Source organism: Crenobacter luteus (assembly GCF_004345725.1).
Taxonomy (GTDB): Bacteria; Pseudomonadota; Gammaproteobacteria; order Burkholderiales; family Chromobacteriaceae; genus Crenobacter; species Crenobacter luteus.
Genome location: NZ_SLXG01000003.1, coordinates 37,541 through 61,888, shown reverse-complemented (window position 1 = coordinate 61,888; position 24,348 = coordinate 37,541). Strand labels below are relative to the sequence as shown.

Annotated in this window: 20 protein-coding genes; 12 read left to right on the top strand and 8 right to left on the bottom strand. The window is 67.7% G+C overall.

The annotated features are described in order from the left end of the window. Window positions 1–34: 34 nt before the first annotated feature. The 3 genes from galU to EV683_RS02815 all read right to left on the bottom strand — a co-directional run bounded on the left by galU (window position 35) and on the right by EV683_RS02815 (window position 4,672). Entirely contained in the window at window positions 35–904 is an 870-nt protein-coding gene (gene galU / locus EV683_RS02825) for a UTP--glucose-1-phosphate uridylyltransferase GalU (RefSeq protein ID WP_131861768.1), read from the bottom strand. 83 nt (window positions 905–987) lie between these two features. Continuing rightward, the gene (ligA, locus tag EV683_RS02820; RefSeq protein WP_207910386.1) at window positions 988–3,411 is read right to left on the bottom strand and encodes an NAD-dependent DNA ligase LigA; all 2,424 of its coding nucleotides are present in this window, start codon (window positions 3,409–3,411) and stop codon (window positions 988–990) included. 91 nt (window positions 3,412–3,502) lie between these two features. After that, window positions 3,503–4,672 (bottom strand): cell division protein ZipA C-terminal FtsZ-binding domain-containing protein, encoded by a 1,170-nt coding sequence (locus tag EV683_RS02815; RefSeq protein ID WP_131861766.1) that lies wholly within the window; start codon window positions 4,670–4,672, stop codon window positions 3,503–3,505. A 178-nt stretch (window positions 4,673–4,850) separates the two neighbouring features. Between EV683_RS02815 and EV683_RS02810 the strand changes: the two genes are divergently transcribed. From EV683_RS02810 to EV683_RS02795, 4 genes are read left to right on the top strand one after another with little or no spacing between them, the layout of a single operon-like run. Continuing rightward, on the top strand, window positions 4,851–5,309 hold the full coding sequence (locus EV683_RS02810) for a MarR family winged helix-turn-helix transcriptional regulator (RefSeq protein ID WP_131861765.1): 459 nt from the start codon (window positions 4,851–4,853) through the stop codon (window positions 5,307–5,309). Beyond that, window positions 5,306–5,848: a cytochrome b gene (locus tag EV683_RS02805; RefSeq protein ID WP_131861764.1), complete on the top strand. Its 543-nt coding sequence runs from the start codon at window positions 5,306–5,308 to the stop codon at window positions 5,846–5,848. The genes EV683_RS02810 and EV683_RS02805 overlap by 4 nt, the downstream gene beginning before the upstream one ends. A gap of 32 nt (window positions 5,849–5,880) precedes the next feature. Then, complete coding sequence (locus EV683_RS02800; protein ID WP_131861763.1) at window positions 5,881–6,429, top strand: YceI family protein; 549 nt, start codon at window positions 5,881–5,883, stop codon at window positions 6,427–6,429. 38 nt (window positions 6,430–6,467) lie between these two features. After that, window positions 6,468–7,040, top strand: a complete 573-nt coding sequence (locus EV683_RS02795; protein ID WP_131861762.1) for a YceI family protein — start codon at window positions 6,468–6,470, stop codon at window positions 7,038–7,040. Between the two features lie 61 nt (window positions 7,041–7,101). Here the strand turns inward: EV683_RS02795 and EV683_RS02790 are convergent, their stop codons facing one another. Together EV683_RS02790 and smc are read right to left on the bottom strand one after the other, a co-directional pair. Next, window positions 7,102–7,833 (bottom strand): energy transducer TonB, encoded by a 732-nt coding sequence (locus EV683_RS02790; RefSeq protein ID WP_131861761.1) that lies wholly within the window; start codon window positions 7,831–7,833, stop codon window positions 7,102–7,104. A 1-nt stretch (window position 7,834) separates the two neighbouring features. After that, complete coding sequence (smc, locus tag EV683_RS02785) at window positions 7,835–11,362, bottom strand: chromosome segregation protein SMC (protein ID WP_481764291.1); 3,528 nt, start codon at window positions 11,360–11,362, stop codon at window positions 7,835–7,837. A gap of 88 nt (window positions 11,363–11,450) precedes the next feature. On the opposite strand from smc, the gene EV683_RS02780 reads away from it, so the two are divergent. Next, on the top strand, window positions 11,451–12,011 hold the full coding sequence (locus tag EV683_RS02780; protein ID WP_066612008.1) for a YqgE/AlgH family protein: 561 nt from the start codon (window positions 11,451–11,453) through the stop codon (window positions 12,009–12,011). Window positions 12,012–12,027: 16 nt separating this feature from the next. Next, a complete protein-coding gene (gene ruvX, locus EV683_RS02775) occupies window positions 12,028–12,456 on the top strand; it encodes a Holliday junction resolvase RuvX (RefSeq protein ID WP_066612009.1) in 429 nt (142 codons plus the stop codon). 60 nt (window positions 12,457–12,516) lie between these two features. Here the strand turns inward: ruvX and EV683_RS02770 are convergent, their stop codons facing one another. The 3 genes from EV683_RS02770 to EV683_RS02760 all read right to left on the bottom strand — a co-directional run bounded on the left by EV683_RS02770 (window position 12,517) and on the right by EV683_RS02760 (window position 15,571). Next, window positions 12,517–12,990 (bottom strand): hypothetical protein, encoded by a 474-nt coding sequence (locus EV683_RS02770; protein WP_207910385.1) that lies wholly within the window; start codon window positions 12,988–12,990, stop codon window positions 12,517–12,519. 70 nt (window positions 12,991–13,060) lie between these two features. Next, entirely contained in the window at window positions 13,061–15,337 is a 2,277-nt protein-coding gene (locus tag EV683_RS02765) for an FdhF/YdeP family oxidoreductase (protein ID WP_131861758.1), read from the bottom strand. Between the two features lie 15 nt (window positions 15,338–15,352). Then, on the bottom strand, window positions 15,353–15,571 hold the full coding sequence (locus EV683_RS02760) for an alpha/beta hydrolase family protein (protein WP_207910384.1): 219 nt from the start codon (window positions 15,569–15,571) through the stop codon (window positions 15,353–15,355). Window positions 15,572–15,754: 183 nt separating this feature from the next. Between EV683_RS02760 and EV683_RS02755 the strand changes: the two genes are divergently transcribed. From EV683_RS02755 to EV683_RS02730, 6 genes are all read left to right on the top strand, one after another. Continuing rightward, window positions 15,755–17,086, top strand: coding sequence for an OmpP1/FadL family transporter (locus tag EV683_RS02755; protein ID WP_165916777.1), 1,332 nt, complete (start codon window positions 15,755–15,757; stop codon window positions 17,084–17,086). A gap of 239 nt (window positions 17,087–17,325) precedes the next feature. Next, complete coding sequence (locus EV683_RS02750) at window positions 17,326–18,240, top strand: VOC family protein (protein ID WP_131861756.1); 915 nt, start codon at window positions 17,326–17,328, stop codon at window positions 18,238–18,240. Between the two features lie 102 nt (window positions 18,241–18,342). Then, window positions 18,343–21,342 carry a molybdopterin-dependent oxidoreductase gene (locus EV683_RS02745; protein ID WP_131861755.1) on the top strand — a complete coding sequence of 1,000 codons (3,000 nt, stop codon included), beginning with the start codon at window positions 18,343–18,345 and terminating at the stop codon, window positions 21,340–21,342. After that, entirely contained in the window at window positions 21,335–22,171 is an 837-nt protein-coding gene (locus EV683_RS02740) for a 4Fe-4S dicluster domain-containing protein (RefSeq protein ID WP_131861754.1), read from the top strand. Before EV683_RS02745 ends, EV683_RS02740 begins: the two co-directional genes overlap by 8 nt. A 37-nt stretch (window positions 22,172–22,208) precedes the next feature. Then, the gene (locus EV683_RS02735; protein ID WP_066612018.1) at window positions 22,209–23,348 is read left to right on the top strand and encodes a VOC family protein; all 1,140 of its coding nucleotides are present in this window, start codon (window positions 22,209–22,211) and stop codon (window positions 23,346–23,348) included. A 21-nt stretch (window positions 23,349–23,369) separates the two neighbouring features. Continuing rightward, complete coding sequence (locus EV683_RS02730) at window positions 23,370–24,326, top strand: fumarylacetoacetate hydrolase family protein (protein WP_066612020.1); 957 nt, start codon at window positions 23,370–23,372, stop codon at window positions 24,324–24,326. The last annotated feature ends 22 nt before the right edge of the window (window positions 24,327–24,348 follow it).

Sequence of the window (24,348 nt, the reverse complement as noted above, 5' to 3'; positions counted from 1 at the left end):
GGCGGCACGCCGCCCTCTGGGGCGCGCCGGCGGATTAGGGTTTCAGTTGTTCGAGGTGGGCGGTGAACTCGCGTCCCACCTCGGGATGCTTGAGGCCGTAGGCGACGGTCGCCTTCAGGTAGCCGATCTTGGAACCGCAGTCGTAACGCACGCCGTCGAACGGGTGGGCCAGCACGGCCTCGTCCTTCAACAGCGCGGCGATGCCGTCGGTCAGCTGGATCTCGCCGCCGGCGCCGGCGCCGGTGGTCGCCAGCTTGTCGAACACGCGCGGCGACAGGATGTAGCGGCCGACCACCGCCAGCGTCGACGGCGCGACGTCCGGGTGCGGCTTCTCGACGATGCTGGTGACGCGGTGGCGGCCGTCGGGTGCGTCGGCGATCTCGACGATGCCGTAGGAGCCGGTCTCCTCGCGCGCGACGGTCTCGACGCCGAGCACCGACGCGCCGCTCGCCTCGTAGACGCCGACCATCTGCTCCATCGCACCGGGTTCGCCGTCGATCAGGTCGTCGGCGAGGATGACGGCGAACGGCTCGTCGCCGACCACCGGCCGTGCGCACAGCACCGCGTGTCCGAGGCCGAGCGCCTCGGCCTGACGGATGTAAACGCAGGTCACCGACGGCGGCAGGATGCCCTTCACGATGTCGAGCAGCTTCTGCTTGTTCTTGTACTCGAGCTCGGTCTCGAGCTCGTAGGCCTTGTCGAAATGGTCCTCGATCGAGCGCTTGTTGCGGCCGGTGATGAAGATCAGCTCGGTCATGCCGGCGGCGATCGCCTCCTCGACCGCGTACTGGATCAGCGGCTTGTCGACGATGGGCAGCATTTCCTTCGGGCTCGCCTTGGTCGCCGGCAGGAACCGGGTACCGAGACCGGCTACCGGGAACACGGCCTTGGTGATCTTTTTCATGTTCGCTTCCTTCGAAGAGACCGGGGCGGATTGTAGAGGGTTTGCCCTTCCGCCTCCAGTCCGTTGCAAAAAATAAGCCGTTGTTATTGCGTATCTTGCAGCAGCGCCAGCAGGCCGCCCTCGTCGAGCACGGCGACGCCGAGCTCCTCCGCCTTGGCAAGCTTGCTGCCGGCCGCCTCGCCGGCGACCACGTAGTCGGTCTTCTTCGACACGCTGCCGGCGACCTTGCCGCCGGCAGCCTCGATCATTGCCTTGGCCGCGTCGCGCGTCAGCGTCGGCAGCGTGCCGGTCAGCACCAGCGTCTTGCCGGCGAGCACCAGCCTGGCCGGGCACGACTCGGCCGGCAGGCTGGCCAGCAGTTCGGCGCGCAAGGCGGCAAGCCGGCGCAATTGCGCGCGGTTCGTCTCGTCGTCGAGCCAGTCGGCCAGCGCGTTGACGACCTCGGCCGGCAGCTTGAACTCGATCACCTCGCGGCGCGGCAGCTCGGCCAACGTCGCCAGATCCGGCTGCTGCCCGGCCAGTTGCCGCGCGCGCGTCTCGGTCAGCTTCGGGATCGCCAGTCGCGCCAGCAGCACGGCCGGTTCGAGCTTCGCGGCCAGCTCGGCGCGCGGCGGGTGCTCGTCGGCCGGCGCGACGCCGGCGGCCAGAAGCGCGTCGAGCGCCGCCGCGTTGTTCGGCTCGGCGAAGAAGTCGGCGATCGCCTCGGCGACCACGGCGCCGATATCCGGCAGCGCGGCCAGCAGCGCCGCCGGCGCGCGGCGGATGGTGGCCAGTTGGCCGAGCCAGTCGGCCAGTGTCTTGGCGGTCGATTCGCCGACGTGGCGGATGCCGAGCGCGAACAGCAGCCGCGCCAAGGACGGCCGGCGGCTCGCGGCGATGGCCGAAAGCAGGTTCTCTGCCCACAAGGTCGCGATCTTGCCGGCCTTGACCGTCTCGGGCTCGACGCCGTCGCGCGCGTCGGCGCGGCGCTTCATTTCCAGGAGGTCGGCCAACGTCAGCCGGTACAGGTCGGCGACGCCGTTGACGTAGCCGAACTCGACCAGGTTCTCGACGTAGCGCTCGCCGAGGCCCTCGATGTCCATCATGCGGCGGCCGGCGAAGTGCAGGATCGCCTGCGCGCGCTGCGCCTTGCACGCGAGCCCGCCCGAGCAGCGCGCGACCGCCTCGCCCTCCTCGCGCACCACGTGGCTGCCGCATACCGGGCAGGTTTTGGGCAATGCGTACGGCCGGTACAGCGGCTCGGTCGACTCGCTGAACAGGTCGCCGCCGTCGGCCGGGCGCATCGGCCGGCGCTCGAGCACCACCGACACCACCTCGGGGATCACGTCGCCGGCGCGGCGCACGATCACCGTGTCGCCGACGCGCACGTCCTTGCGGCGCACCTCGTCCTCGTTGTGCAGCGTCGCGTTGGTGACGGTGACGCCGCCGACGAACACCGGCGCCAAGCGCGCGACCGGCGTGATCGCGCCGGTGCGGCCGACCTGCACGTCGATCGCCTCGACCACCGTCAGCGCCTCCTCGGCCGGGTACTTGTGCGCGATCGCAAAGCGCGGCGCGCGCGACACGAAGCCGAGCGCCTCCTGCTCGGCCTTCTTGTTGACCTTGTACACCACGCCGTCGATGTCGAACGGCAGGCTGGCGCGGCGCGCGAGCACGCCCTCGTAGAAGCGCGCCAGCCCGTCGGCGCCCTCGACCACGGCGGCGAGGCCGTCGCCGACGCGCGGGATGCCGAGCGTCGCCAACCACGCCATCTCGGCCTCGTGCGTCGCCGGCGCGTCGGCGCCCTCGACGCGGGCGACGCCGTAGGCGAAGAACGACAGCCGGCGCTGCGCGGTGATCCTGGAGTCGAGCTGGCGCAAGCTGCCGGCGGCGGCGTTGCGCGGGTTGGCGAAGGGCTTGTCGCCGCGCGCCGCCTGCTCGGCGTTCAGGCGCTCGAAGTCCTTTTTCAGCATCAGCACCTCGCCGCGCACCTCGAGCAGCGCCGGCGGGTTCGGGGTCTCGAGTCGCAAGGGAATGCTGCGCACGGTGCGCAGGTTCTCGGTGACGTTCTCGCCGGTCGTGCCGTCGCCGCGCGTCGCGCCCTGCACCAGCACGCCGTTTTCGTAGACAAGGCTGACGGCGAGGCCGTCGAATTTCGGCTCGCAGGCGTACTCGACCACCGCTTGGCCGAGCCCCTTGCGCACGCGCTCGTCGAAGGCGATCAGCTCGGCGTGGCGGGTGGCGAAGTCGGGGGCGTCGAGGTCGGAGAAGGCGTTGGACAGCGACAGCATCGGTACCGCGTGCACCACCGGCGCGAACGCCGGCAACGGCGCGGCGCCGACGCGCTGGGTCGGCGAATCGGGGCGCCTGAGTTCGGGGTGCGCGGCCTCGAGCTCGGCCAACTCGCGGAACAGCCGGTCGTATTCGGCGTCGGGCACGGTAGGCGCGTCGAGCGTGTAGTACTCGTGGTTGTAGCGTTCGAGCAGCGCGGCGAGCTCCGCCGCGCGCTCGGCAAGCGCTTGGGACATGGTCGTCATTCGCGAAAATCGGGCAAGGCCGCCATTGTAGCGCGGCCGGATGCGACGAGGCCGGCTTGCGCCGGCCCGGAGGGGTGACAGATCAGGCGAACAGCCGCAGCGCGGCGACGCTGCCGGGCGCGATGCCGCGGTCGTCCATGCTGCCGTAAATGTGCACCAGTTGCTCGCGGATGCGCGCGAGGCCCGCGTCGGACAGCTCGCGGCGGTTGTCGTCGACCAGGCGGGCGTCGAACTCGACCGCCATGCGGCGCGCGACCTCGACCGCGCGGTCGAACACCTCGACGCCGCCGGCGACGCGCGGCACGTCGAACAGCAGCGTCAGCGCGGCGAAGCGGCCGCCGGCGAGGCTGGCCGGCGTGAGCGGCGTCTGGTCGGCCGACACCAGCGAATACAGCGTGTTGCCCGAGTCGGACAGATAGTGGAAGGCGCCGTCCGGCTCGAGCGTGAAGCCGGCCGCCTCTGCGAAGCGGGCGAGACGCCCGCCCTCGAGCGGCGCGGCCGGCACGACGTTGATGCCGATCAGCACGTCGACGTCGGCGCAGAAGCGGTCGAGCTCGCGCGCGGCGACGATCTTCTGCTGACGGTGCGGCAGGTTGACCGCCGCGTCGTGCGCGTCGGCGAAGCGCGCGACCTGCTGGCAGAAGCTGTCGAGCTCCTGCTCGGTGACCGCGCCGCCGCGGTCGACCTGCTGCAGCGCGATGTTCAGCTGCTTGTAACGCGTGCCCGGCACCGCCTCGGCCGGCTTCCACAGCCCGCGCTCGGTGCGGCCGATGAGCTGCACGCGCTTGGCGACGTTGAAGCGCGGCAACGCCGCCAGTTCGTGCGGCTCGGCGAACACCACTTCGGCGATGAAGTCGAGCGAGGGGTCGAGCAGCGACGCCACCAGCGCCTGGCGGTCGGCGTCGCTGAAGTCGTCCGGCGGCACCTCGTCCTCGTCGGGCGGCAACTCGAGCGTGACCGGCTCGCGGGGCGGCGGCGCGGGCTCGTCGTCGACGCGGGGTAGCGGCGCGGCGCGGTCCGGCTCGTCGTCGAGCTCCGGCGACGCGCCGGCCAGCACCGGCTCGAGCCGGTCCGCCCTGACGCCGTCGCGCACGTTGTTCTTGGGCACCTCGAGCAGCACGTCGGGGTGGGCGCGCGCGAAGGAGGCCCGCGTTTTCTTGCGGAAACGCCATTCCTGGTACAGGTTGAAGCCGTATACCAGAGCGATCACCGCCGCGCCCAGCAGCAGCAGTCCGATTTGTAGTTCGCTCATTCGCTTAAGGGACGCCCAAAATTTGCCGTTCGTTATTATAACGATCGCCCGCGCGCCCGCTACAACAGTTGCATGGCGCGGCTTCACAGTCTTTAACAAAGCGCCGGCATCATCGCCGGGCGGCTTGCCATTTAGTTCTAATTAGAACTATCCTAGCGTGAACTTTTTGGAGCCGTTCATGCCAAACGCTTTTCGGGAGCCCTTCTTGCCGCTGATCCGCGAACTCGTGCGCACCTATCAGGCCTTCGAGGCTTATTCGAACGCGCATGTGCGCGAACTGGGGCTGACGCCGCCGCAGTTCGACGTGATCGCGACGCTCGGCAACACGCCGGGCATGAGCTGCAAAGAGCTGTCCGAACGCACGCTGATCACCAAGGGCACGCTGACCGGCGTGATCGACCGCCTCGCCGACAAGGGGCTGGTCGGCCGTCAGGCCCTGGCCGAGGACCGCCGCAGCGTGTTCGTCGCGCTGACCGACGCCGGCCAGACGCTGTTCGACACCGTGTTTCCGGCGCACCTGGCGCATATGCGCCAGGCCTTCGCCGCTTTCGACAACGACGACCTTGCGCGTCAAATCGCCGAACTGGCCGCGCTCAGGCGCGCCTTCGGCACCGCGATGGAGCACTACAAACGATGAACGATCCGGCCGAGCGCTACGCTGCCCCGACCGTCCTGTTGCACTGGCTGATGGCGGCGCTGATCGTCGCGACCTTCTGGCTCGGCCTGACGGTGGCCGACATGCCGCTGTCGCCGACCAAGTTCAAGTGGATCGCCTGGCACAAGTGGCTGGGCGTCACCTTGCTGGGCCTGTTGGCGCTGCGTCTGCTGTCGCGCGCGCTGACGCGCGCGCCGGCGCTGCCGGCGACGATGGGCACGCACGCCCGGACGATGGCCCGGCTCGGCCACCTCGGCCTGTACGCGCTGATGCTGGCCGTACCGCTGAGCGGCTGGCTGATGAGTTCGGCCTACGGCTTCCCGGTCGTCTACCTGCAGCTTTTCGCGCTGCCCGACCTGGTCGCCAAGAACGAGGCGCTGGGCGACGCGCTGCGCGACGCGCACACGGTCCTGAACTGGACGCTCGCCGCGCTGGTGGCCGGCCACGTGCTCGCGGCGCTCAAGCACCAGTTCGTCGACCGCGACGGCCTGATGGCCCGCATGCGGCTGCGCCGTCGCTGACCCCGTTTTTGTCCTTTGCCTTCAGGATGACCATGAAAAAGACCGCCCTTTTCGCCGCCGCGCTGCTTTGCGCCCCGCTCGCCTTCGCGCAACAGGTCGACCTCGCGCAAAGCCGTATCGGTTTCACCCTCAAACAGCTGAACGTGCCGGTCGACGGCAGCTTCGCGCGCTTCTCGGCCAACGTCGTGTTCGACGCCAAGAAGCCCGAGGCCGGCAAGGCCGACTTCACGATCCAGACCTCCAGCATCAACCTGCCGACCACCGACGCGGTGGTCGAGGCGAAGAAGAAGGACTGGTTCAACACCGCCCAGTACCCGACCGCGCGTTTCGTGTCGACCGGCATGAAGGCGATCGGCAACGGCCGCTACCAGCTCAGCGGCAAGCTGACGATGAAGGGCATCACTCGCGACGTGTCCGCGCCGTTCACCGTGCGCGACGCCGGCGCGCTGACGCTGGTCGAGGGGACCTTGCCCGTGTCGCGCCTGGCCTTCCGGATCGGCGAGGGCGAGTGGTCCGACACCGGCACCATCGACGACAAGGTCGAGATCAAATTCCGCGTCGCGCTCAAGCGCGGCGCCTGACCCCAGCCGTTCAACCGCCCCAAGCACAGGAGAACCCCATGCTCAAACGCACCGCCCTCGCCGCCATCCTCGCGTCCGCCGCCACCGTCGCCCTGGCCGCCCCGGCGACCTACACCATCGACCCGACCCACACCTACGCCGGCTACGAGGTCAACCACCTCGGCCTGTCGGTGCAGAACGGCGTGTTCACCAAGGTCAGCGGTACCGTGAACCTCGACGAGGTCGCCAAGAAGGGCTCGGTCGACGTCAGCATCGACGCCGCGTCGATCAACACCTACTTCGGCAAGCGCGACGAGCACCTCAAGGGGGCGGACTTCTTCAACGTCGCCAAGTACCCGACGCTGACCTTCAAGTCGACCGAGCTGAAGTACAAGGGCGACCGCCTGGCCGAAGTGAAGGGCAAGCTGACCCTGCTGGGCGTGACCCGCCCGGTCACGCTGACCGTGACCCAGGTCGCCAAGAAAGAGCACCCGATGCTGAAGAAGGAAGCCTACGGCGTGAACGCGGTCGGCACCATCAAGCGCAGCGACTTCGGCATGGGCTACGGCCTGCCGGGCATCGCCGACGAGGTGAAGCTGAACATCGCGCTCGAAGCGATCAAGTCGAGCTGAGCGGTTCGGCGTTGGCCGAGCCCTCCGAACGCCCCGGCCCGCCGGGGCGTTTTGCTGGCCGTCAGCGCGGCGCTTCGAGCCGGAACGGCATCGGCACGATCAGCCACGCTTCGACCGGCGTGTCGCCGCGCCGCGCCGGCACGAAGCGCCAGCCGGCCACCGCGCGCAGCGCCGCGTCGTCGAGGCGCCGAAAGCCGCTCGAACGGTGCAGCAGCACCTCGGCGGCGCGGCCGTCGGGGCTGACGCGCACGCGGACCTCGACGCGCCCCTCCTCGCCCAGCTCGCGCGAACGCTCCGGATAGGCCGGCGGCGGATTGCTCAGGTAATCGGCGCGATAGCGCGCCGGCGTCAGCGGCGCCTCGTCGGCGCCGCCACCGGCGGACGGGGCGCCCCCCGCGACCGGCGCGGGGCTCCTGCCCGCCTCCGACCCGGACGGCGACGCGGCGGCATTGCCTCCGCCGACCGCGCCGGCCTCGCGTGTGACGGGCGCCACCGGCACGGCGCGGGAGGGGGCGGCTCTGTCTCCTTGCCCCGGGGCGCGACGCGCCGGCTCCCGCGCGGCAAGATCGCCGGAGCGACGGGCCGGAGCCGCCGCGCGCTGCGGCGCTTGGGAGGGTGCGGCGGAGGTCACGACGCCTTTTCCAGCCGGCGCCGGCGTGTCGCCCGACACCAGCGCGACCGTCAGCGGCGCCGGCACGCCTATCGGCAACGGCCGCGGCGGCCACAGCGCGAAGGTCGCCGCGTGCGCGGCGAGCGAGGCGGCCAGCGCCGCCGCGAACGCGCGCCGCCGCATCTTAGGCGCTCTCCCGCATCTTCATCGCCTCGACGATGTCGACCGCGACGATGCGGCTGACGCCCTGCTCCTGCATCGTCACGCCGACCAGCTGCTCGGCCATTTCCATCGTCAGCCGGTTGTGCGAGATATAGAGGAACTGCGTGTTGTCCGACATCTTCTTCACCAGATCGCAAAAGCGACTGGTGTTGGCGTCGTCGAGCGGCGCGTCGACCTCGTCGAGCAGGCAGAACGGCGCCGGGTTCAGGCTGAACAAGGAAAACACCAGGCTCATCGCGGTCAGCGCCTTCTCGCCGCCCGACAACAGGTGAATCGTGCTGTTCTTCTTGCCCGGCGGCTGCGCGATGATCTGCACACCGGCGTCCAACAGGTCCTCGCCGGTCAACACCAGCTCGGCGCGGCCGCCGCCGAACAGCGTCGGGAAGAACTCGCGCATCTTGGCGTTGACCGCCTCGTAGGTGTCCTTCAGCAGCTCGCGCGTTTCGGCGTCTATCCTGGCGATCGCCTCGATAAGCGCCTCCATCGCCTGGTTGAGGTCGAGCGACTGGCTGGCGAGGTACTCGCCGCGCTTTTTCGCCTCGTCGAGCTCCTCGAGCGCCGCGAGGTTGACCGCGCCGAGGTTCTCGATCGCGCGGGCCAGACGCGCAATCTCGGCCGCCAGCGCGTTCGGCTTCACCGCGTCGCTCAGGTCGGCCAGCAGCGCGGCCTCGTCGGCGCCGGCCTCCTTCAATTCCTCGTTGTAACGCTCCAGCCCGATGCGCGCCTCCTGGTGCTTCAAGAGCCAGTCCTGGCGCGCCTCGCGGATAGACGGCAAGCGCGCGTTGGCGTCCTGCTGCTGCTGCGCCAACAGCCGCATCCGCTCGGTCAGGTGGTTGAGCGCGTCGCGCGCCTCGGCCAGCGTCGCCTCGCAGGCTTCGCGCACGACCAGCGCCTCCTGCAGCGCCTCCTCGGGCACCGCCTCGTCGACCGTCTCGGCCTCCTCGGCCAAGGCCATCAGCTTGTCTTCGAGCGCGCCGTCGCGCTCGGCAAGCTCGCGCGCGCGGCGCGCCAGCTCGGCGACCTTCTGCTCGGCGGTGTGCTGCGCGAGCTTGATTTCGTGCAGGCGCCGCTCGGCGTCGCGCGTCTTGTTGCGCGCCAGCTCCAGCCCGGTCTCGGCGTTGAGGCGATCGAGCCGCGCGTCTTCCAGTTGCGCCGACAGCGCCTCGAGCGTCATCGCCGCCTCCTCGGCCAACATTTCGCTCTCGACGATGGTGTCCTCGGCGGCGGCGCGCTCCTCGGCCAGGCGGTCGCGCTCGGCGCGGATCGCCGCCAGCCGCGCCGCGCCCTGGCGCGCCGCCTGGTCGAGCTTGACCTGTTCGAGCGTCGCGGCGTTCAGCTCCCCTTCGAGCCTCGTCAACGCGCCCTTTTGCGCGCGCACCGCCTCGGCCATCATGCCGGCGCGGCTCACCAGGCTCTCGCGCGTTTTCTGCAGGTTCTCGATCTCGGGCGCGAGCGCCTCGGCGGCGGCCTGCGCCTGCGACAGCGCCTGCTGGCGCGCGAGCAAGCCGTCGCCATGGCCTTCGGCGTGGAAAGCGACCGCGTGCGCCGACACCCGGTGTCCGTCGGGCGTCAGCAGCACTTCGCCCGCGGTCAGTTCGCCGCGTTGGCCGAGCGCGGCCTTAAGCGAGTCGGCCAGATAGACGTCGGCCAGCCAGTCGGCCAGCGGCGCGGCGAACGGCGCGTCGGCCTCGATCTTGTCGAGCAGGCGCGGCCACGGCCGCTTCGCGGCCAGAACGTTGGCCGAGCCGGCCGCATCCACCACGGTGAACGGCGCCGGCGGCGCGCCATCCGGCAAGGCGCCGGCGCGCGCGGCCAGCCGCTCGCCCAGCACCGCCTCGAACGCCACGCGCCACTCGGGCGCCACCGTGACCGACTGCCACAGGCCCGGTGCGGTCTCGAGTCCCTGTTCCTTCAGCCAGTCGCCGATCTTCTCGCCGGCCGCCTCGCGCGCCAGCACCGCCGCCAGCGCGTCGGCCTCGGCCTCGGCGCGCGCCAGGCGCGTGCGCGCCTCGGCCAAGGTTTCGTCGAGTTTCTCGCGCTCGGACGCCATGTCGGCCAGCTTGCCCTCGTCGGCCGCGACGCGCGCGCGCACCGCGTCGAGCGCGGCCTTCGCGCGCGCGACCTCGTCGCCGGCGGCCGCGAGCGCGTCGTCGCCGGGCAGGTTGAGGTCGGACAATTCCTTGGCGAGCGCCGCTTCGCGGCTGGCCAGTTGCTGCAAGCTTTCCTTCAGGTGCTCGCCGCGCTGGCGCGCCAGATCCCGCTCGCGCGTCAGGTTGGAGAGCTGCGCGGTCAACTGCGACAGCGCCGCATCCTTCTGGCGGAACAGCGCCTCGGCCTCGGGCAGGCTGTCGGCGCCGTCCTCGAGCGACATCTGCGCCTCCTCGAGCATCAGCTGCGCCTCTTCCTGGCGCGGCAGCCAGTCGTCGAGCTCGGCCTCGACCGTGGCGCGCGCCTCGGCCAACCTTTGCCGCTCGTCGCGCGCGGCGGCCATTTCGCGCTCGATGCGCGCGCGGCTCTGCTCGCGGTGGCGGCTCTGCTCCTCGAGCCGCGCCAGCTGCGCGTTGGCGTCGGACAAGCGCTGCTGCGCCGCCTGCACCGCGTCGCTGGCCGCGTAGTGCTCCTCGCGCAGCGTGGTCAGTTCGGCGTCGAAGTGCGTCGCGGCGGCCGACAGCGCGGCCTCCTCGGTCTCGAGCCTGGCCAGCTCCTCGCGCGCGGCGGCCTCGACCCTGGCCGCCTCCTCGCGCCGCGCCAGCGCCAACAGGTTCTGCTTGTGCGTCAGCGCGCCGCGCATATCGTGGTAGTGGGCGGCGACCTCGGCCTGCTCGGACAGCTTCTCGACCTGACGGTCGAGTTCCTGCTGCAGGTCGGCCAGCCGTTCGAGGTTGTCGCGCGTGTCGGCGAGCCGGTTTTCGGTCTCGCGGCGGCGTTCCTTGTACTTGGACACGCCGGCGGCTTCCTCCAGATACGCGCGCAGCTCCTCGGGCCTCGCCTCGATGATGCGCGAGATCATGCCCTGCTCGATCACCGCGTAGCCGCGCGCGCCGACGCCGGTGCCGAGGAAGAGGTCGGTGATGTCGCGGCGGCGCACCTGCTGGTTGTTGATGTAGTAGCTCGACTCGCCCTGGCGCGTCAGCACGCGCTTGATCGACACCTCGGCGTACTGGCCCCACGGTCCGGTCAGCTGGCCGTCCGCGTTGTCGAACACCAGCTCGACCGACGCGCGCGACACCGGCTTGCGGGTGCTGGAGCCGTTGAAGATCACGTCCTGCATCGACTCGCCGCGCAACTGCTTGGCGGACGACTCCCCGAGCACCCAGCGCACGGCGTCGATCACGTTGGACTTGCCGCAGCCGTTCGGGCCGATCACGGCCACCAGCTGGCCCGGCACCGGAATGGCGGTCGGGTCCACGAAGGACTTGAAGCCGGCCAGTTTGATATGGGTGAGACGCAAGACGCCCTCGCTCGAATCGGTAAAGACAGAACGCGCCATTTTAGCCGCTTTTCGGCCCGGGACGACCGCGGCGGACCGGACATGCGAAGTGCAAGCTCCGGCTGTTCCGCTGTGCCATAATGCCCGCATGGAAACGTTAACGCTCTCCAACCAGTTCCTGATCGCCATGCCCGGCATGGCCGACCCGCTCTTCGCCAAGAGCTTGGTCTACATCTGCGAGCACGGCGAACACGGCGCGATGGGGCTGATCGTCAACAAGCCGTCCGGCATCGCGCTGGCGCAGCTGTTCGAGCAGATCGACCTGCCGCTGAACGACCACGAGCTGGCCGCGCTGCCGGTGTACTTCGGCGGCCCGGTCCACCCGGATCGCGGCTTCGTGCTGCACCAGCCGGCCGGCAACTGGCAGTCGAGCCTGATGGTCACCGACGAGCTCGCGCTGACCACCTCGAAGGACGTCCTCGCCGCGCTCGGCGAAGGGCGCGGCCCGAACGAGCTGATCGTCAGCCTCGGCTATTCGGGCTGGGAGCCCGGCCAGCTCGAGCAGGAAATCGCGCAGAACGCGTGGCTGACCGTCCCGGCGTCGACCGACATCATCTTCAGCCTGCCCCCCGAGGAGCGCTTCGAGGCCGGCATGGCGCTGCTGGGCATCCACTCGACGCTGCTGTCCGGCGACGTCGGCCACGCCTGACCCCGCCGGCTCCCCGATGACAGATTCGACCGTACTGGGCTTCGACTTCGGCGAGCGCCGCATCGGCGTCGCGATGGGCGCCGCCGAGGTCGGCGTCGCCACGCCGCTCGTGACGCTGGATACCCCGAGCAACGACGAACGTTTCGCCGCGATCGGCAGGCTGATCGCCGAATGGCAACCCGGCGCGCTGGTGGTCGGCCTGCCGACGCACGCCGACGGCACGCCGCACGAGATGACGCGGCTGGCAACCAAGTTCGCACAGCGGCTCAAGGGCCGCTTCGGCCTGCCGGTGTGGCTGGTCGACGAACGCCACACTTCGCTACTGGCCGAGTCGCTGCTGGCCGAGGCCGGCGTGCGCGGCAGAAAGCAGAAACCGGCGCTCGACCAGGTTGCGGCGATGGCCATCGTGCAGACCTGGTTCGAAACCGGCGGCGCGGCGGTCTGAGCCGCCTCGCCCACGTCAAAAAGCCGCGGCATGCCGCGGCTTTTTGACGTATGGCCGCCGCTATTTCGGCGGTGCCGGAAACACCGCCGCCGGCCCGCGCGGCGGCTCGCCGGGTGGCTGGTAGGCCGGCGCCGGCTCGCCGGCCGGGCCGAGAAAGCGGATGTAGCGGTAGAGCGCCACCAGATCGGCGTCGCTCATCGCGCGCAGCGTCGGCACCGGCATCGGCGGCCGCAGTTCGCGGTGGCGGGCGACCTTGAGCCAGTCCGACTCGCTGAGGCCCTGCATGTAGAGCCGCAGATTGCTCGCGTAAGTGGTGCCCCACGGACCGTTCCAGCCGAAGGCGTCGCCGGTCAGCCACTGCTTCTCCGGCACCTTGCCCCCCGACATCAGATAGCCGGGCGTGTGACAGTCGTTGCAGCCGGCGATCTGCGTCAGGTAGCGGCCACGCTCGACCGACCTCGACTCGCCGCCGCGCTTGGCGGCCCACGCCTGCGGCACGGCCAGCGCCGCCGCCACGGCCAGCACGATTCCCATTCTTCCCGTCACGATGCCCTCCCGCTCCGCGTCGCCCCGATTTTCCATCGTAGCCGACGCGGCACCGGACTCAAGGCCCGCTGCGCTCGAGCCGGATCGGCACGAACTTGGACGTCGGCGTGCGGCTGTCGTCGCCGACGCTCGCAAGCGCGACGAGCGGGTTGGTTTCCGGGTAGTAGGCGGCGGCGCAGCCGGCCGGGATGTCGTACTCGACCAGCGTGAAGCCGTCGGCGCGGCGCGTCACGCCGTCGCCCCACTCGGCGACGAGGTTCACCGTCTCGCCGGCTTTGAAGCCGAGCCGCGCGAGGTCGGCGGCGGACACGAACACCACGCGCCGCCCGCCGAACACGCCTCTATATCGGTCGTCGAGGCCGTAGACGGTGGTGTTGTACTGGTCGTGCGAGCGCAGCGTCTGCAAGGCCAGCTCGCCCTCGTGCGACTCGAGGTGGTCCGGCAGCGGCGCGGCGGCGAAGTGGGCGCGGCCGCTGTCGGTCTGCCAGCGCCGCTCGCGCGCGCTGTTGCCCAGATAGAAGCCGCGCGGCGAAGCGAGGCGCGCGTTGAAGTCCTCGAAGCCGGGGACGGTGTCGGCGACGAGCTCGCGGATGCGGTCGTAGTCCTCGACCAACCACGCCCAGTCGACCGGCCACTTGCCGAGCACCGCCTCGGCGAGCCCGGCGACGATAGACGGCTCGGACTTGAGCTGCGCCGACGCCGGTTCGAGCACGCCGGCCGAGGCGTGCACCATGCTCATCGAGTCCTCGACCGTGATCCGCTGCGGCGCGCCGGCCTGAATATCGATCTCGGTGCGGCCCAGGCAGGGCAGGATCAGCGCGGCCTTGCCGACCACCAGGTGGCTGCGGTTGAGCTTGGTGCTGACCTGCACCGTCAAGTCGCAGTTCCGCAGCGCCGCCTCGGTCGCGGCGGTGTCCGGCGTCGCGGCGGCGAAGTTGCCGCCGAGCGCGAAGAACACCCGACTTTGCCCGGCGCGCATCGCTTCGATCGCCTCGACCACCGCGTGGCCGTGGCGGCGCGGCGGCGCGAAGCCGAAACGTTGGCCGAGCGCGTCGAGGAAGGCGTCGGCCGGCCGTTCGTTGACGCCCATCGTGCGGTCGCCCTGCACATTGCTGTGGCCGCGCACCGGGCACAGGCCGGCGCCCTCCTTGCCGACGTTGCCGCGCAGCAGCATGAGATTCGCGATTTCCTGGATCGTCGCGACCGAATGCTTGTGCTGGGTGATGCCCATCGCCCAGGTCGCGATCACGCGCTCGGCGCGGCGGTAGACCTCGGCCAACCCTTCGATGGTCGCGCGTGCGACGCCGCTCTGGGTTTCGATCGCGTCCCAGCCCGTCGCGTCGACTTCGGCGAGATAGTCGGCCAGCCCCGCGGCGTGCTCGGCGAGAAAGGCGTGGTCGAACACCGGCGGCTCGCCCCGCTCTTGCGCAGCGCGTTCGGCGGCCAAGAGCGACTTGACCATGCCGCGCACCAGCGCCATGTCGCCGCCGAGCCTGGGCTGCACGTAGCGGGTGTGCATCGTCGTGCCGCCGCCGGCGAGCATCTCGAGCGGGTGCTGCGGGTGGGTGAAGCGCTCGAGCCCCCGCTCCTTCAAGGGGTTGACCGCGACCACCTGCGCGCCGCGCCGGACCGCGTCGCGCAAGGTGTCGAGCATGCGCGGGTGGTTGGTGCCGGGGTTCTGGCCGAACACGAAGATCGCGTCGGCCCGCTCGAAGTCGTCCATCGTCACCGTGCCCTTGCCGACGCCGACGCTGCGCCTGAGCGCGACGCCGCTGGCCTCGTGGCACATGTTCGAGCAGTCGGGGAGGTTGTTGGTGCCGTAGGCGCGCACGAACAACTGGTACAGGTAGGCCGCCTCGTTGCTGGTGCGCCCCGAGGTGTAGAACTCGGCCTGGTCGGGCGAATCGAGCGCCTTCAGGTGCCGGGCGATCAGCGCGAAGGCGCCGTCCCACGAGATCGGCCGGTAGTGGTCGGTTTGCGCGTCGTAGACCATCGGCTCGGCCAACCTGCCCTGCGCTTCGAGCCAGTGGTCGCTCTGCGCGTACAGCGAGGCGACCGAATGCTCGGCGAAGAAGACGGCGTCGACGCGGCGCGCGGTCGCCTCCCAGTTCACCGCCTTGGCGCCGTTCTCGCAGAAGCTGACCCGGCCGCTGTGCTTGCCCTCGCCCCACGCGCAGCCGGGACAGTCGAAGCCGCCCGGCTGGTTGGTGTTGGCGAGCGTCTTCAGGTTGCTCAGCGCCTGCTCGCTGTTCAGCAGGTGGCGGGTGGTGCTCTTGAGCGCGCCCCAGCCGCCGGCGGGGCCGGCGTAGGGTTCGATGCGGAATTTCTGGCTCATGGCGGATGCCGCGCGTCAGCGCGCCGACAGGCGTTCGGCGTGGTGGCGCAGGTGGTCCTCGACGAAGGTGGAGACGAAATAATAACCGTGGTCGTAGCCGGCGTGGCGCCTCAGGGTCAGCGGCTGGCCGGCGTCGGCGCAGGCGGCCTCGAACGGTTCGGGTACAAGCTGCGCCTCGAGAAAGGGATCCGGCCTGCCCCGGGCCCGGAACCGACCCGTCCACGCGGTTGACACGGCAGCAACACCGCCACGGGCTCGATTCCTTGCAGCCCCCTGCGCGCCAGGTGACATAAAAACGACAATCGCTTCGTTTTCTTTGTGAACATCAATGTCAAGTTGACACTATTGATGTTTTTGAATCAAAGTCGAAGGACGCTACGAAGAGGGCGAGCTTCACAATGCACAAAGGAGACGGGAATGTCGAAGAGGACAATGGCGAGGCATGCCATACTGGCTGCCGCTGCATATGGTGCAGCCCAGGCGGCTTGGGCTGCCGGCTATCAACTGGAATTGCAAAGCATCAGGGCGCAGGGCAGCTCGAACGCCGGCTCGGCTGAGGCGGCCGACCCTTCCGCGATTTTCTACAACCCGGCGGGGCTGACGCAGCTGGACAGCAGCCAGCTGACCGTTGGCGCCGACATTGTCGTCCCGCATTCGGCGTTCAGCGGCAGCGCGGCCACCCGCAACGACATCTTCGGCAATAGCGCTCCGGTCTCTCCGGCCGGCGGCGGCGGGCGCTACGCCAAGACCGCCGTGGCGCCACACTTCTACCTGGCGCACCGCCTGAACGAGCAGTTGACCGCCGGGGTCGGCGTATACGCGCCGTTCGGCGCCAAAATCAAGTATGACGACGATTTTGCCGGCCGCTATTACGGCAGCGCGATTGATTTGAAGTCGATCGCGATCAACCCCTCGATCGCGCTCAAGCTGAGCGAACAGCACAGCATCGGTTTCGGCGTCACGGCGCAATATATGGATGCGGTGCTGGAGAAGAAGCTGAGCTTCGTCTCGTCTGAGCCCGATTCCAGAATCCGTGTGACCGGCGATGACTGGGGATACGGCTTCAATCTCGGCTACCTGTTTACGCCCACTTCGGATACCCGCATCGGCGTCGCATACCGTTCTTTCATCAAGCATACGCTGCGGGGCAATGCCCGCTATTCCGTCCCCGGCACGCCGGTGTCGCAACTGGTCAAGGGTACGGGCGCCCTCGACGACAGCGATAGCTCGGTCGATCTGACCACGCCGGAAACGCTCACCCTCCATGCTTACCAACAGCTGGATTCCCGCTGGGCGATCATGGGCGATGTGACCTGGTCCCGCCATAGCCGCTTCCAGTCCCTCGTGATCGAGATGCCGACCGCGCAGGATCCCGATCGCAAAGCCACCGACAAACTCGAATGGAAAAACAGCTGGCGTGCCTCGCTCGGTGCGAGCTACCGGCTTGACGGGCAATGGACACTGCGCGGGGGGTATATGTATGACCACTCGCCCGTTTCCGACTCTCGCTACGCCCAGCCGCTGATGCCGGACAGCGATCGGCAAATGCTTTCGCTGGGGGCCAGCTACCGGATCGATGAGCACAACACGGTCGATGTCGCCTACAGCTATCTGAAGTTCAAAGAAGCGGCCATCGACCGCAGCGCCAACAACTACGACGGCAGTAGCACCGACCGCCCGGGCACGCTGCATGGCCGCTACCGCAGCCACGCCAACCTGCTCGGGATCGGCCTCACCCACAAATTCTGAGCGAAGGTTTTCCCCCTGCTACGTCAAGCTATTTGCCTGACAGCGGACGTCGCATCTGCATCCGTGGTGCGGATAAATGGGGCGGATACAGGTTTTCGCCGATCGCGAGCGGTATGGATTCCCAGCCTTCGCTCGTGGCCTCCATCCGCTTGAAGCGGGCTCGCCGGCTAACAGCGTGTCTTTGGACCCGCGATGGCACTTTGGCGCACGGGGGTTGTTGGAACGAGAAGGAAAGTTAAATGCTGATCGACGATATTGAATACGTCATTTTCCGTCATCCCGACTTGGCTGCCATTCGCCAATTCATGCTCGATTACGGTTTGCTGGATGCGGTGCAGCAGGATGATGCACTTTATCTGCGCTCCTATGGCGGTGCACCGTTTTCCTATGTCACGACGCAAGGCGATGCCGCCTTTGTCGGCATGGGCTTCCGGGTCGCCAGTGAGGACGCCTTGCTGCAATTGGCCACCCGTTTCGGCGCCGACATCACCGATTGCCCGCACCCCGGTGGCGGCCGCTATTTCCATACCACCGATCCGGAAGGACGTCGGCTCGAATTCGGCTTTGGTGCCCGGCGTTTGGAGCCGCTTCCCTGCGGTGGCGAGCCCATCGTCTGGAACGATGCGCACGCCAAGAACCGTCTCGGCCGATACCAGCGTCCGGGGTATGGACCGTCGCACATCCAGCGGCTCGGCCATCTGGCCGTGTTCTCGTCGGCCGCCCAGCAGATGATCGAGTGGTACGGGCATAACCTCGGCCTGAAACCCTCCGAGCTGATCCACGACGGTAACGAGGCGAATGTGCTGGCGGCCTTCATGCACCTCGACAAGGGCGCCGAATGGACCGACCACCACACCCTCGCCATCGTGCAGGCAGCGGCGCCGGGGCTGGATCACGCGTCCTTCGAATGCCGCGATTTCGACGATGTCGGCACCGGCCACATGCTGATGCAGGACAAGGGCTACAAGCACCGCTGGGGTATCGGCCGCCACTTCCACGGCAGCCAGATCTTCGACTACTGGACCGATCCGGCCGGTTTCCATGTCGAGCACTACTCCGATGGCGACATGGTCAACGCCGACACGCCGACGCTGCGTTACCCGTTCGGCCGCGACACGCTGTTGCAGTGGGGGCCGCCCTTCCCTGGTCTGTGACCATTCCGGACATCCCTTAACCCATGGCCGACGAGTTCTGTCCGCGGCAAAACGCAGCGGGCAGAACCTCCGGCAGCGGGACCCGATTCAAGATTGCCCCCCATGAAGAAACTACTCCTCAAGACCATCCTGTTCGCCCTGCCCAAGGTGCTCGGCTTTACCGCCCGCAAGTACCCGGCGTTCCGCACGCGCCTGCTGCAGAGAAACTGCACCGCCTATATCGGCTTGCAGGATGGCAGCATCGGCCGCTTCCTGGAAATCCGCGGCGGCAAGGTAATGGCCCGCGCCGGCAAGGCAACCGATGCCGATGTCAGCATGCTGTTCAAGGATCTGCCGACCGCTCTCAAATTCCTGATGCCCAACCCGGACCAGGGCGAGATCATCCATGCCGCCAAGAATTTCAAGGTCGTCGCCAAGGGACCGGATCAGCTGGTCGTCTGGTTCATGCAGACGCTCAATCTCAGCCAGACCGTCGGCCTGGAGATGGGCGTCGCGATGCGCGACGGCACCCGGCGTTACACTACCTGCACCAACGGCGGGCCGCTGTTCGTCTACGTCAAGAATGGTCGCATCCAGCGCGTCACGCCTCTCGAGCTCGACGACAAGGACGCGCCAAGCTGGGAGCTGCAGGCGCGCGGCAAGACCTTCCGCCCGCAGCGCCGCGCCTTGGTGGCGCCGCACGCGCTGTCGCTGAAGTCGCTGGTCTATTCCGACAAGCGCATTCTGCAGCCGATGAGGCGGGTCGATTTCGACCCCGATGGCGAGCGCAACCCGCAAAACCGTGGCAAGTCGGGCTATGTGCCGATCAGTTGGGACGAGGCGCTGGACATCGTCAGCAAGGAAATCAAGCGCCAGAAGCGCGTGCACGGCCCCGGCTCGATCACCTTCCCGATGTCGTCGCATCATTCGTGGGGCAATGTCGGCTATTACCTCAGTTCGCTGATGCGCTTCGCCAACCTGATCGGTTTCACCCGCGTTGCGGCCAACCCTGACAGCTGGGAGGGCTGGTACTGGGGCGCCACGCATCACTTCGGCAATTCGATGCGCATCGGTGTGCCGGCAGGCTATAGCACGGTCGAGGACTGCTTGAAGGAAGCCGAGATGATCGTCTTCTGGTCCTGCGACCCGGAGAGCACCAACGGCGCCTACGCCGGCTTCGAGGGCACGACGCGCCGTCTGTGGGCCAAGGAACTCGGCATCGAGTTCGTGCATATCGACCCGCATAACAACCCGACCGCACAGTTGCTCGGCGGACGCTGGATTCCGATCCGGCCGCAAACCGACGCCGCGCTGGCCATCGCCATCATGTATGTGTGGACCGTCGAAGGCCTGTACGACAAGGACTACGTCGCGGCCCGCACTACCGGTTTCGACGAGTGGAGAGCCTACCTGCTGGGCGAGACCGATGGCATCGCCAAGACTCCCGAATGGCAGGAGGCCGAAACCGGCGTGCCGGCCAAGGACGTGCGCGCGCTGGCGCGCAAGTGGGGTAACAAAAAGGTCTATCTGGCGACCGGCATGACCGGCGCCGGCTTCGGCGGTGCTGGTCGCGGCGCCACCGGCCAGCAGTGGGCACGCTGCCTGATCATGATGATGGCTATGCAGGGCTGGGGCAAACCCGGCGTCAACTTCGGCTGCCTGCAAATCGGTACGCCGGTGGACCATCACTTCTATTTCCCCGGCTATGCCGACGGCGGGATTTCCGGCGACCTGATGTGGACCGGCAACGCGGTGAACAATTACCAGCGCATGCCGCACATCCTGACCATGAATCCGGTAAAGCAGCTGGTTCCGCGGCAGCAACTGCCCGACGCCATCATCGACGGCCATGCCACCGGTTATATCTGGGACGGCATGTCGCAGGAGGCGCAGTTCGCGCCCTTCACCTATCCGATACCCGGCTATTCGCCGATCCACATGATCTACCGCTACGGCGGTTCGGCGTTCAGCACCGTCACCAAGTCCGGTCGCTGGATCGACGCCTACCGCCACGACAGCATCGAATTCGTGGTCAACCAGTCGATCTGGATGGAGGGCGAAGCGCAGTTCGCCGACGTCATCCTGCCGGCCTGCACCCAGCTTGAGCGTTGGGACATCGGCGAATGGTGCAATTCGGGCGGTTATGCCCACCACGGCTATACCCTGGTCAACCATCGTCTGGTGACGCTGCAGCACAAGTGCATCGAGCCGCTCGGCGAGTCGCGTTCCGACTACGACATCTTCACGGCCATTCTGGAACGGCTGGGGCTGGGCGGCGTGTTCACCGAGGGGTGCAGCGAACTGGACTGGGTCAAGCGGATGTTCGACTCCTCGGACTTGCCGGAGAGGATCTCCTGGGCCGAATTCTGCCGCAAGGGTTACTACGTCGTGCCACCGGAAAGGCCGGAGCTGCGCGCGCCGGTAGACATGCGCTGGTTCGCAGAAGACCGCCGCAAGGATGTGCCGGAGCCGCATCCGCTGCCTTCGCAATTCGCCGACGAGTTCGGCAAGGGGCTGCAGACCCCCAGCGGCAAGATCGAGTTCGTGCCGGAAATCCTCAAGCGCCATACCAGGGACAACCCCGAGCGGCCAGCGCTCAACCGTTACATCCCCTCGTGGGAAGGTCTGGGCACAAGCGAACTGGCCGCCAAGTATCCGCTGCAGATGATCGCGACCCACTCGCGCTACAGCTTCCATACCTCCAGCGACGGCAAGAGCAGCGTGACCAGCCGGGTGCAGGACCATCGCGCCCGTATCGCCGGCCACGACTTCTGGCTGCTGCGCATCAGCCCCGCCGATGCGGTTGCACGCGGCATTGCACACCGCGATCTGGTCAAGGTCTGGAACGACCGCGGTGCGGTGATCTGCGCCGCCGATGTGTCGGCGCTGGTGGTGCCGGGGGTGGTCAAGTCCTTTGAAGCCAGTGCCGAGTTCCAGCTGGTGGAGGTGGCCGGCGAAGTGGTCGAAATCGGTGGCTGCATGAACATGCTCACCCCGGACCGGCCGCAGACCCAGGGGACCAGCAGCATGAGCCCGAACTCGTGTCTGGTCCAGATCGAGAAATGGCAGGGAGCCGAAGCCTTCAAACACAGCCGTATCGAAGCAGGAGTGGCCCATGACTAAGTGGAATCTGATCATCAACGTCGGGCGTTGCGAGAACTGCTACAACTGCGTGATCGCCGACCGCGACGAACATGTCGGCAACGACTATCCGGGCTACGCGGCGCCCGCGTCTCTCGCCAGCGAGGCGCCGATCCGCATCCTGCGCCGAGTGCAGGGAGAGGCGCCGATGGTCGAGACGACCTACCTGCCGGTGATGTGCAACCACTGCGACGATGCGCCGTGCATGAAGGTCGGCGGCGACGCGATCAGCAAACGCGACGATGGCATCGTCATCATTGACCCGGTCAAGGCGAAGGGGCGCAAGGATATCGTCCGTTCCTGCCCCTACAAAGCCATCGTCTGGAATGAAGAGCAACAGGTGCCGCAGACCTGGATTTTCGACGCCCATCTGCTGGACGCCGGCTGGAAAGGCCCGCGCTGTCAGCAGTCCTGCCCGACCGAAGTATTCGAGGCGGTCAAGCTCGACGATAAGGCCATGCAGGAAAAAGCCGGCAAGGAGGGGCTGCGGACGCTGCTGCCCAAGCTGAATGCCAAACCTCGCGTCTATTACCGGAATCTGGATCGCTGGGAGAAGTGCTTCATCGGCGGCAGCGTCAGCGCCAGCGTTTCGGGGGTCATCGATTGCGTTGCCGGTGCCGACGTCGTGCTATTCCAGGGGGAGAAGATAATCGCCGCAACGCACAGCGACGACTTCGGCGACTTCCGTTTTGGCGATCTGGACAGGGCGAGCGGTGCCTATCGCGTCGAAATCCGTCACGCACTGGGGCGGGCGCGGATCGACTGCGAACTCACGGAAAGCCTGTATCTGGGCGAAATTCGTATCGCCTGATTCACGGGCCAATTTGTTTCAAGGAAGGACAGTGTTTATGAAGAAGTCCAACGAACTGCAGGCGCCACCCGAGTACCCCTCCAGCCAGGCTCCCCAGCATGTCAAGAAACTGGTACGGCCACGGCCGTGGCAAAAGGCGACCCAGCTTGCCTTCCTGCGCTTCGAAAAGAAGGATCTGATCGAAGCCGAGCGTTTCTGGAGCGATTTCGGCCTGGTGACGGTATCCCGTAGCGCCGAGCAGTTGGTGATGCGCGGCGCCGGCACCGCACCGGCCATCCTGGTGGCGACGAAGTCCGAGCGCCCCCGCTTTGCCGGGGCGGCGTTCGTGGTGCCCGCCGACACCGACTTCGCGCGGCTGGAGCGGGAGAGCCAGGCCAAACCGCTCGCGCCCGAGCTGATCCCCGGCGGTGGCCGCGGCGTCGCACTCGTCGATCCGGATGGCAACGACCTTTGGCTGATCACCGACTGGGGCTCCGTACCGGCCTTGCCGACCCGGCCGTCACTGCAGCAGGACATGAACGTGCTGGGTGACATCCGGCGCGTCAACAGGACGGTCCGTTCGGCCATCGCTCCGGCCCTGGTTGGCAGGCTGGGCCATTTCGTCTACCAGACCGCCAACTTCGAAGCCATGGCCGAGTGGTATATGCGTCACATCGGGATCATCCCGACCGACGTGCAATACCTCGAAGACGGCTCGCCCATTGTGACCTTCTTCAGACTCGATCTTGGCGAGCAACCTGCGGATCACCACACCTTTGTGTTGGCAAGTGCGCTGGAGCCGCGGTACGAGCACAGCGCTTGGGAGGTCATCGACCTGGATGCGCTGGGTCAGGGCCAACAGGTCATGCATGCACGCGGTCACAAGCATTTCTGGGGCATCGGTCGGCACCTGCTGGGCAGCCAGTTGTTCGACTACTGGAAGGACGCGGACGGCTTCGACTTCGAGCACTACACCGACGGCGACGTGTTCACCGCCGACTACGAGACGCGCTACGTGCCGTTTTCGACGGGCAGCATCTGGGCCTGGGGCGACGATGCCCCCCGCGAAATCTTTCCCGCCAAGTCGCTGGGGCTCGTCTGGCGCGCCCTGAAACTCATCTGGCAGGGGCGACTGAGCATGGCCAAGCTGCGTCTGATCGGCAAGACGCTCGATACCCCGGCCCGCCCCTGGCTCTAATTGAACGCTCAAGGAAGTACCATGGCTACCCAACTGATCCGTTTCCTCTCCAATGGCACGCCACAGTGGGGCGTTGTCTTCGGCAACAAGATCGCCCCGCTGGCGGGCGACTACCCGACGACCGCCGATGTCGTCCGCAAAGGGCGCGACGCCGCCCGGCAATTGACTGCCGCCCAAGCGACGATCGACCTGGGCAGCGTCCGCGTGCTGCCGCCGGTGACCGCGAATCAGCAGTTCATCTGCCAGGGTGTCAATTACGAGAGCCACGTGCGCGAATCCGGCCTCGACCCGAAGAACTTCCCGTTCAACACCATCTTCACCAAGGCGCCCTCCTGCATCAGCGGCCCCTACGACGACGTGGTGCGCCCAGCTCACGTAAAACTGCTGGACTATGAGATCGAGCTGGGTCTGGTGCTGGCGCGGGATCTGGTGCCCGGCGAGGTGGTCAGCGACGACCGACTGCACGAGGTACTGGCGGGCGTGACCATCGTCAACGACGTATCGGCGCGCGACGTACAACTGCCACAGGGCCAGTTCTACAAGGGCAAGAGCTACCGCACCTTCGGCCCGACCGGCCCGGTATTGCTGCTGCTCGAACCGCAGGAGTGGCGGCGCTGGCGCGAGTTGAACATGACGCTGAGCGTCAATGGCGATGTCCGGCAGCGAGCCTACTGTGGCGAGATGCTGTTCAAGCCAGCCCAAACCCTGACCGAGCTGGCCGCGATGCACGATATGCAGGCTGGCGACCTGATCGCGACCGGCACGCCGGCCGGTTGTGCCGCCAAGGCACCGGGCAAACTGGTCATGTTCATTCTCAAACACTTCATGTCCGATGCGGCGAAGTGGAAGGCCTTCATCGCGAAAGCGACGAAGAATCCGCTCTACCTTCAGCCCAACGATGTCATGACGCTGAGCATTCGTACCGACGACGGCGCGCTGGATCTCGGTCAGCAACGCACGAAGGTCGTCGCTAAATGAATGTTGGCCAGCGTCTTCTCTG

Coding starts and splice junctions, on each gene's coding strand:
- galU (WP_131861768.1), bottom strand. CDS start 904: ATGAAAAAGATCACCAAGGCCGTGTTCCCGGTAGCCGGTCTCGGTACC.
- ligA (WP_207910386.1), bottom strand. CDS start 3,411: ATGTCCCAAGCGCTTGCCGAGCGCGCGGCGGAGCTCGCCGCGCTGCTC.
- EV683_RS02815 (WP_131861766.1), bottom strand. CDS start 4,672: ATGAGCGAACTACAAATCGGACTGCTGCTGCTGGGCGCGGCGGTGATC.
- EV683_RS02810 (WP_131861765.1), top strand. CDS start 4,851: ATGCCAAACGCTTTTCGGGAGCCCTTCTTGCCGCTGATCCGCGAACTC.
- EV683_RS02805 (WP_131861764.1), top strand. CDS start 5,306: ATGAACGATCCGGCCGAGCGCTACGCTGCCCCGACCGTCCTGTTGCAC.
- EV683_RS02800 (WP_131861763.1), top strand. CDS start 5,881: ATGAAAAAGACCGCCCTTTTCGCCGCCGCGCTGCTTTGCGCCCCGCTC.
- EV683_RS02795 (WP_131861762.1), top strand. CDS start 6,468: ATGCTCAAACGCACCGCCCTCGCCGCCATCCTCGCGTCCGCCGCCACC.
- EV683_RS02790 (WP_131861761.1), bottom strand. CDS start 7,833: ATGCGGCGGCGCGCGTTCGCGGCGGCGCTGGCCGCCTCGCTCGCCGCG.
- smc (WP_481764291.1), bottom strand. CDS start 11,362: ATGGCGCGTTCTGTCTTTACCGATTCGAGCGAGGGCGTCTTGCGTCTC.
- EV683_RS02780 (WP_066612008.1), top strand. CDS start 11,451: ATGGAAACGTTAACGCTCTCCAACCAGTTCCTGATCGCCATGCCCGGC.
- ruvX (WP_066612009.1), top strand. CDS start 12,028: ATGACAGATTCGACCGTACTGGGCTTCGACTTCGGCGAGCGCCGCATC.
- EV683_RS02770 (WP_207910385.1), bottom strand. CDS start 12,990: ATGGGAATCGTGCTGGCCGTGGCGGCGGCGCTGGCCGTGCCGCAGGCG.
- EV683_RS02765 (WP_131861758.1), bottom strand. CDS start 15,337: ATGAGCCAGAAATTCCGCATCGAACCCTACGCCGGCCCCGCCGGCGGC.
- EV683_RS02755 (WP_165916777.1), top strand. CDS start 15,755: ATGTCGAAGAGGACAATGGCGAGGCATGCCATACTGGCTGCCGCTGCA.
- EV683_RS02750 (WP_131861756.1), top strand. CDS start 17,326: ATGCTGATCGACGATATTGAATACGTCATTTTCCGTCATCCCGACTTG.
- EV683_RS02745 (WP_131861755.1), top strand. CDS start 18,343: ATGAAGAAACTACTCCTCAAGACCATCCTGTTCGCCCTGCCCAAGGTG.
- EV683_RS02740 (WP_131861754.1), top strand. CDS start 21,335: ATGACTAAGTGGAATCTGATCATCAACGTCGGGCGTTGCGAGAACTGC.
- EV683_RS02735 (WP_066612018.1), top strand. CDS start 22,209: ATGAAGAAGTCCAACGAACTGCAGGCGCCACCCGAGTACCCCTCCAGC.
- EV683_RS02730 (WP_066612020.1), top strand. CDS start 23,370: ATGGCTACCCAACTGATCCGTTTCCTCTCCAATGGCACGCCACAGTGG.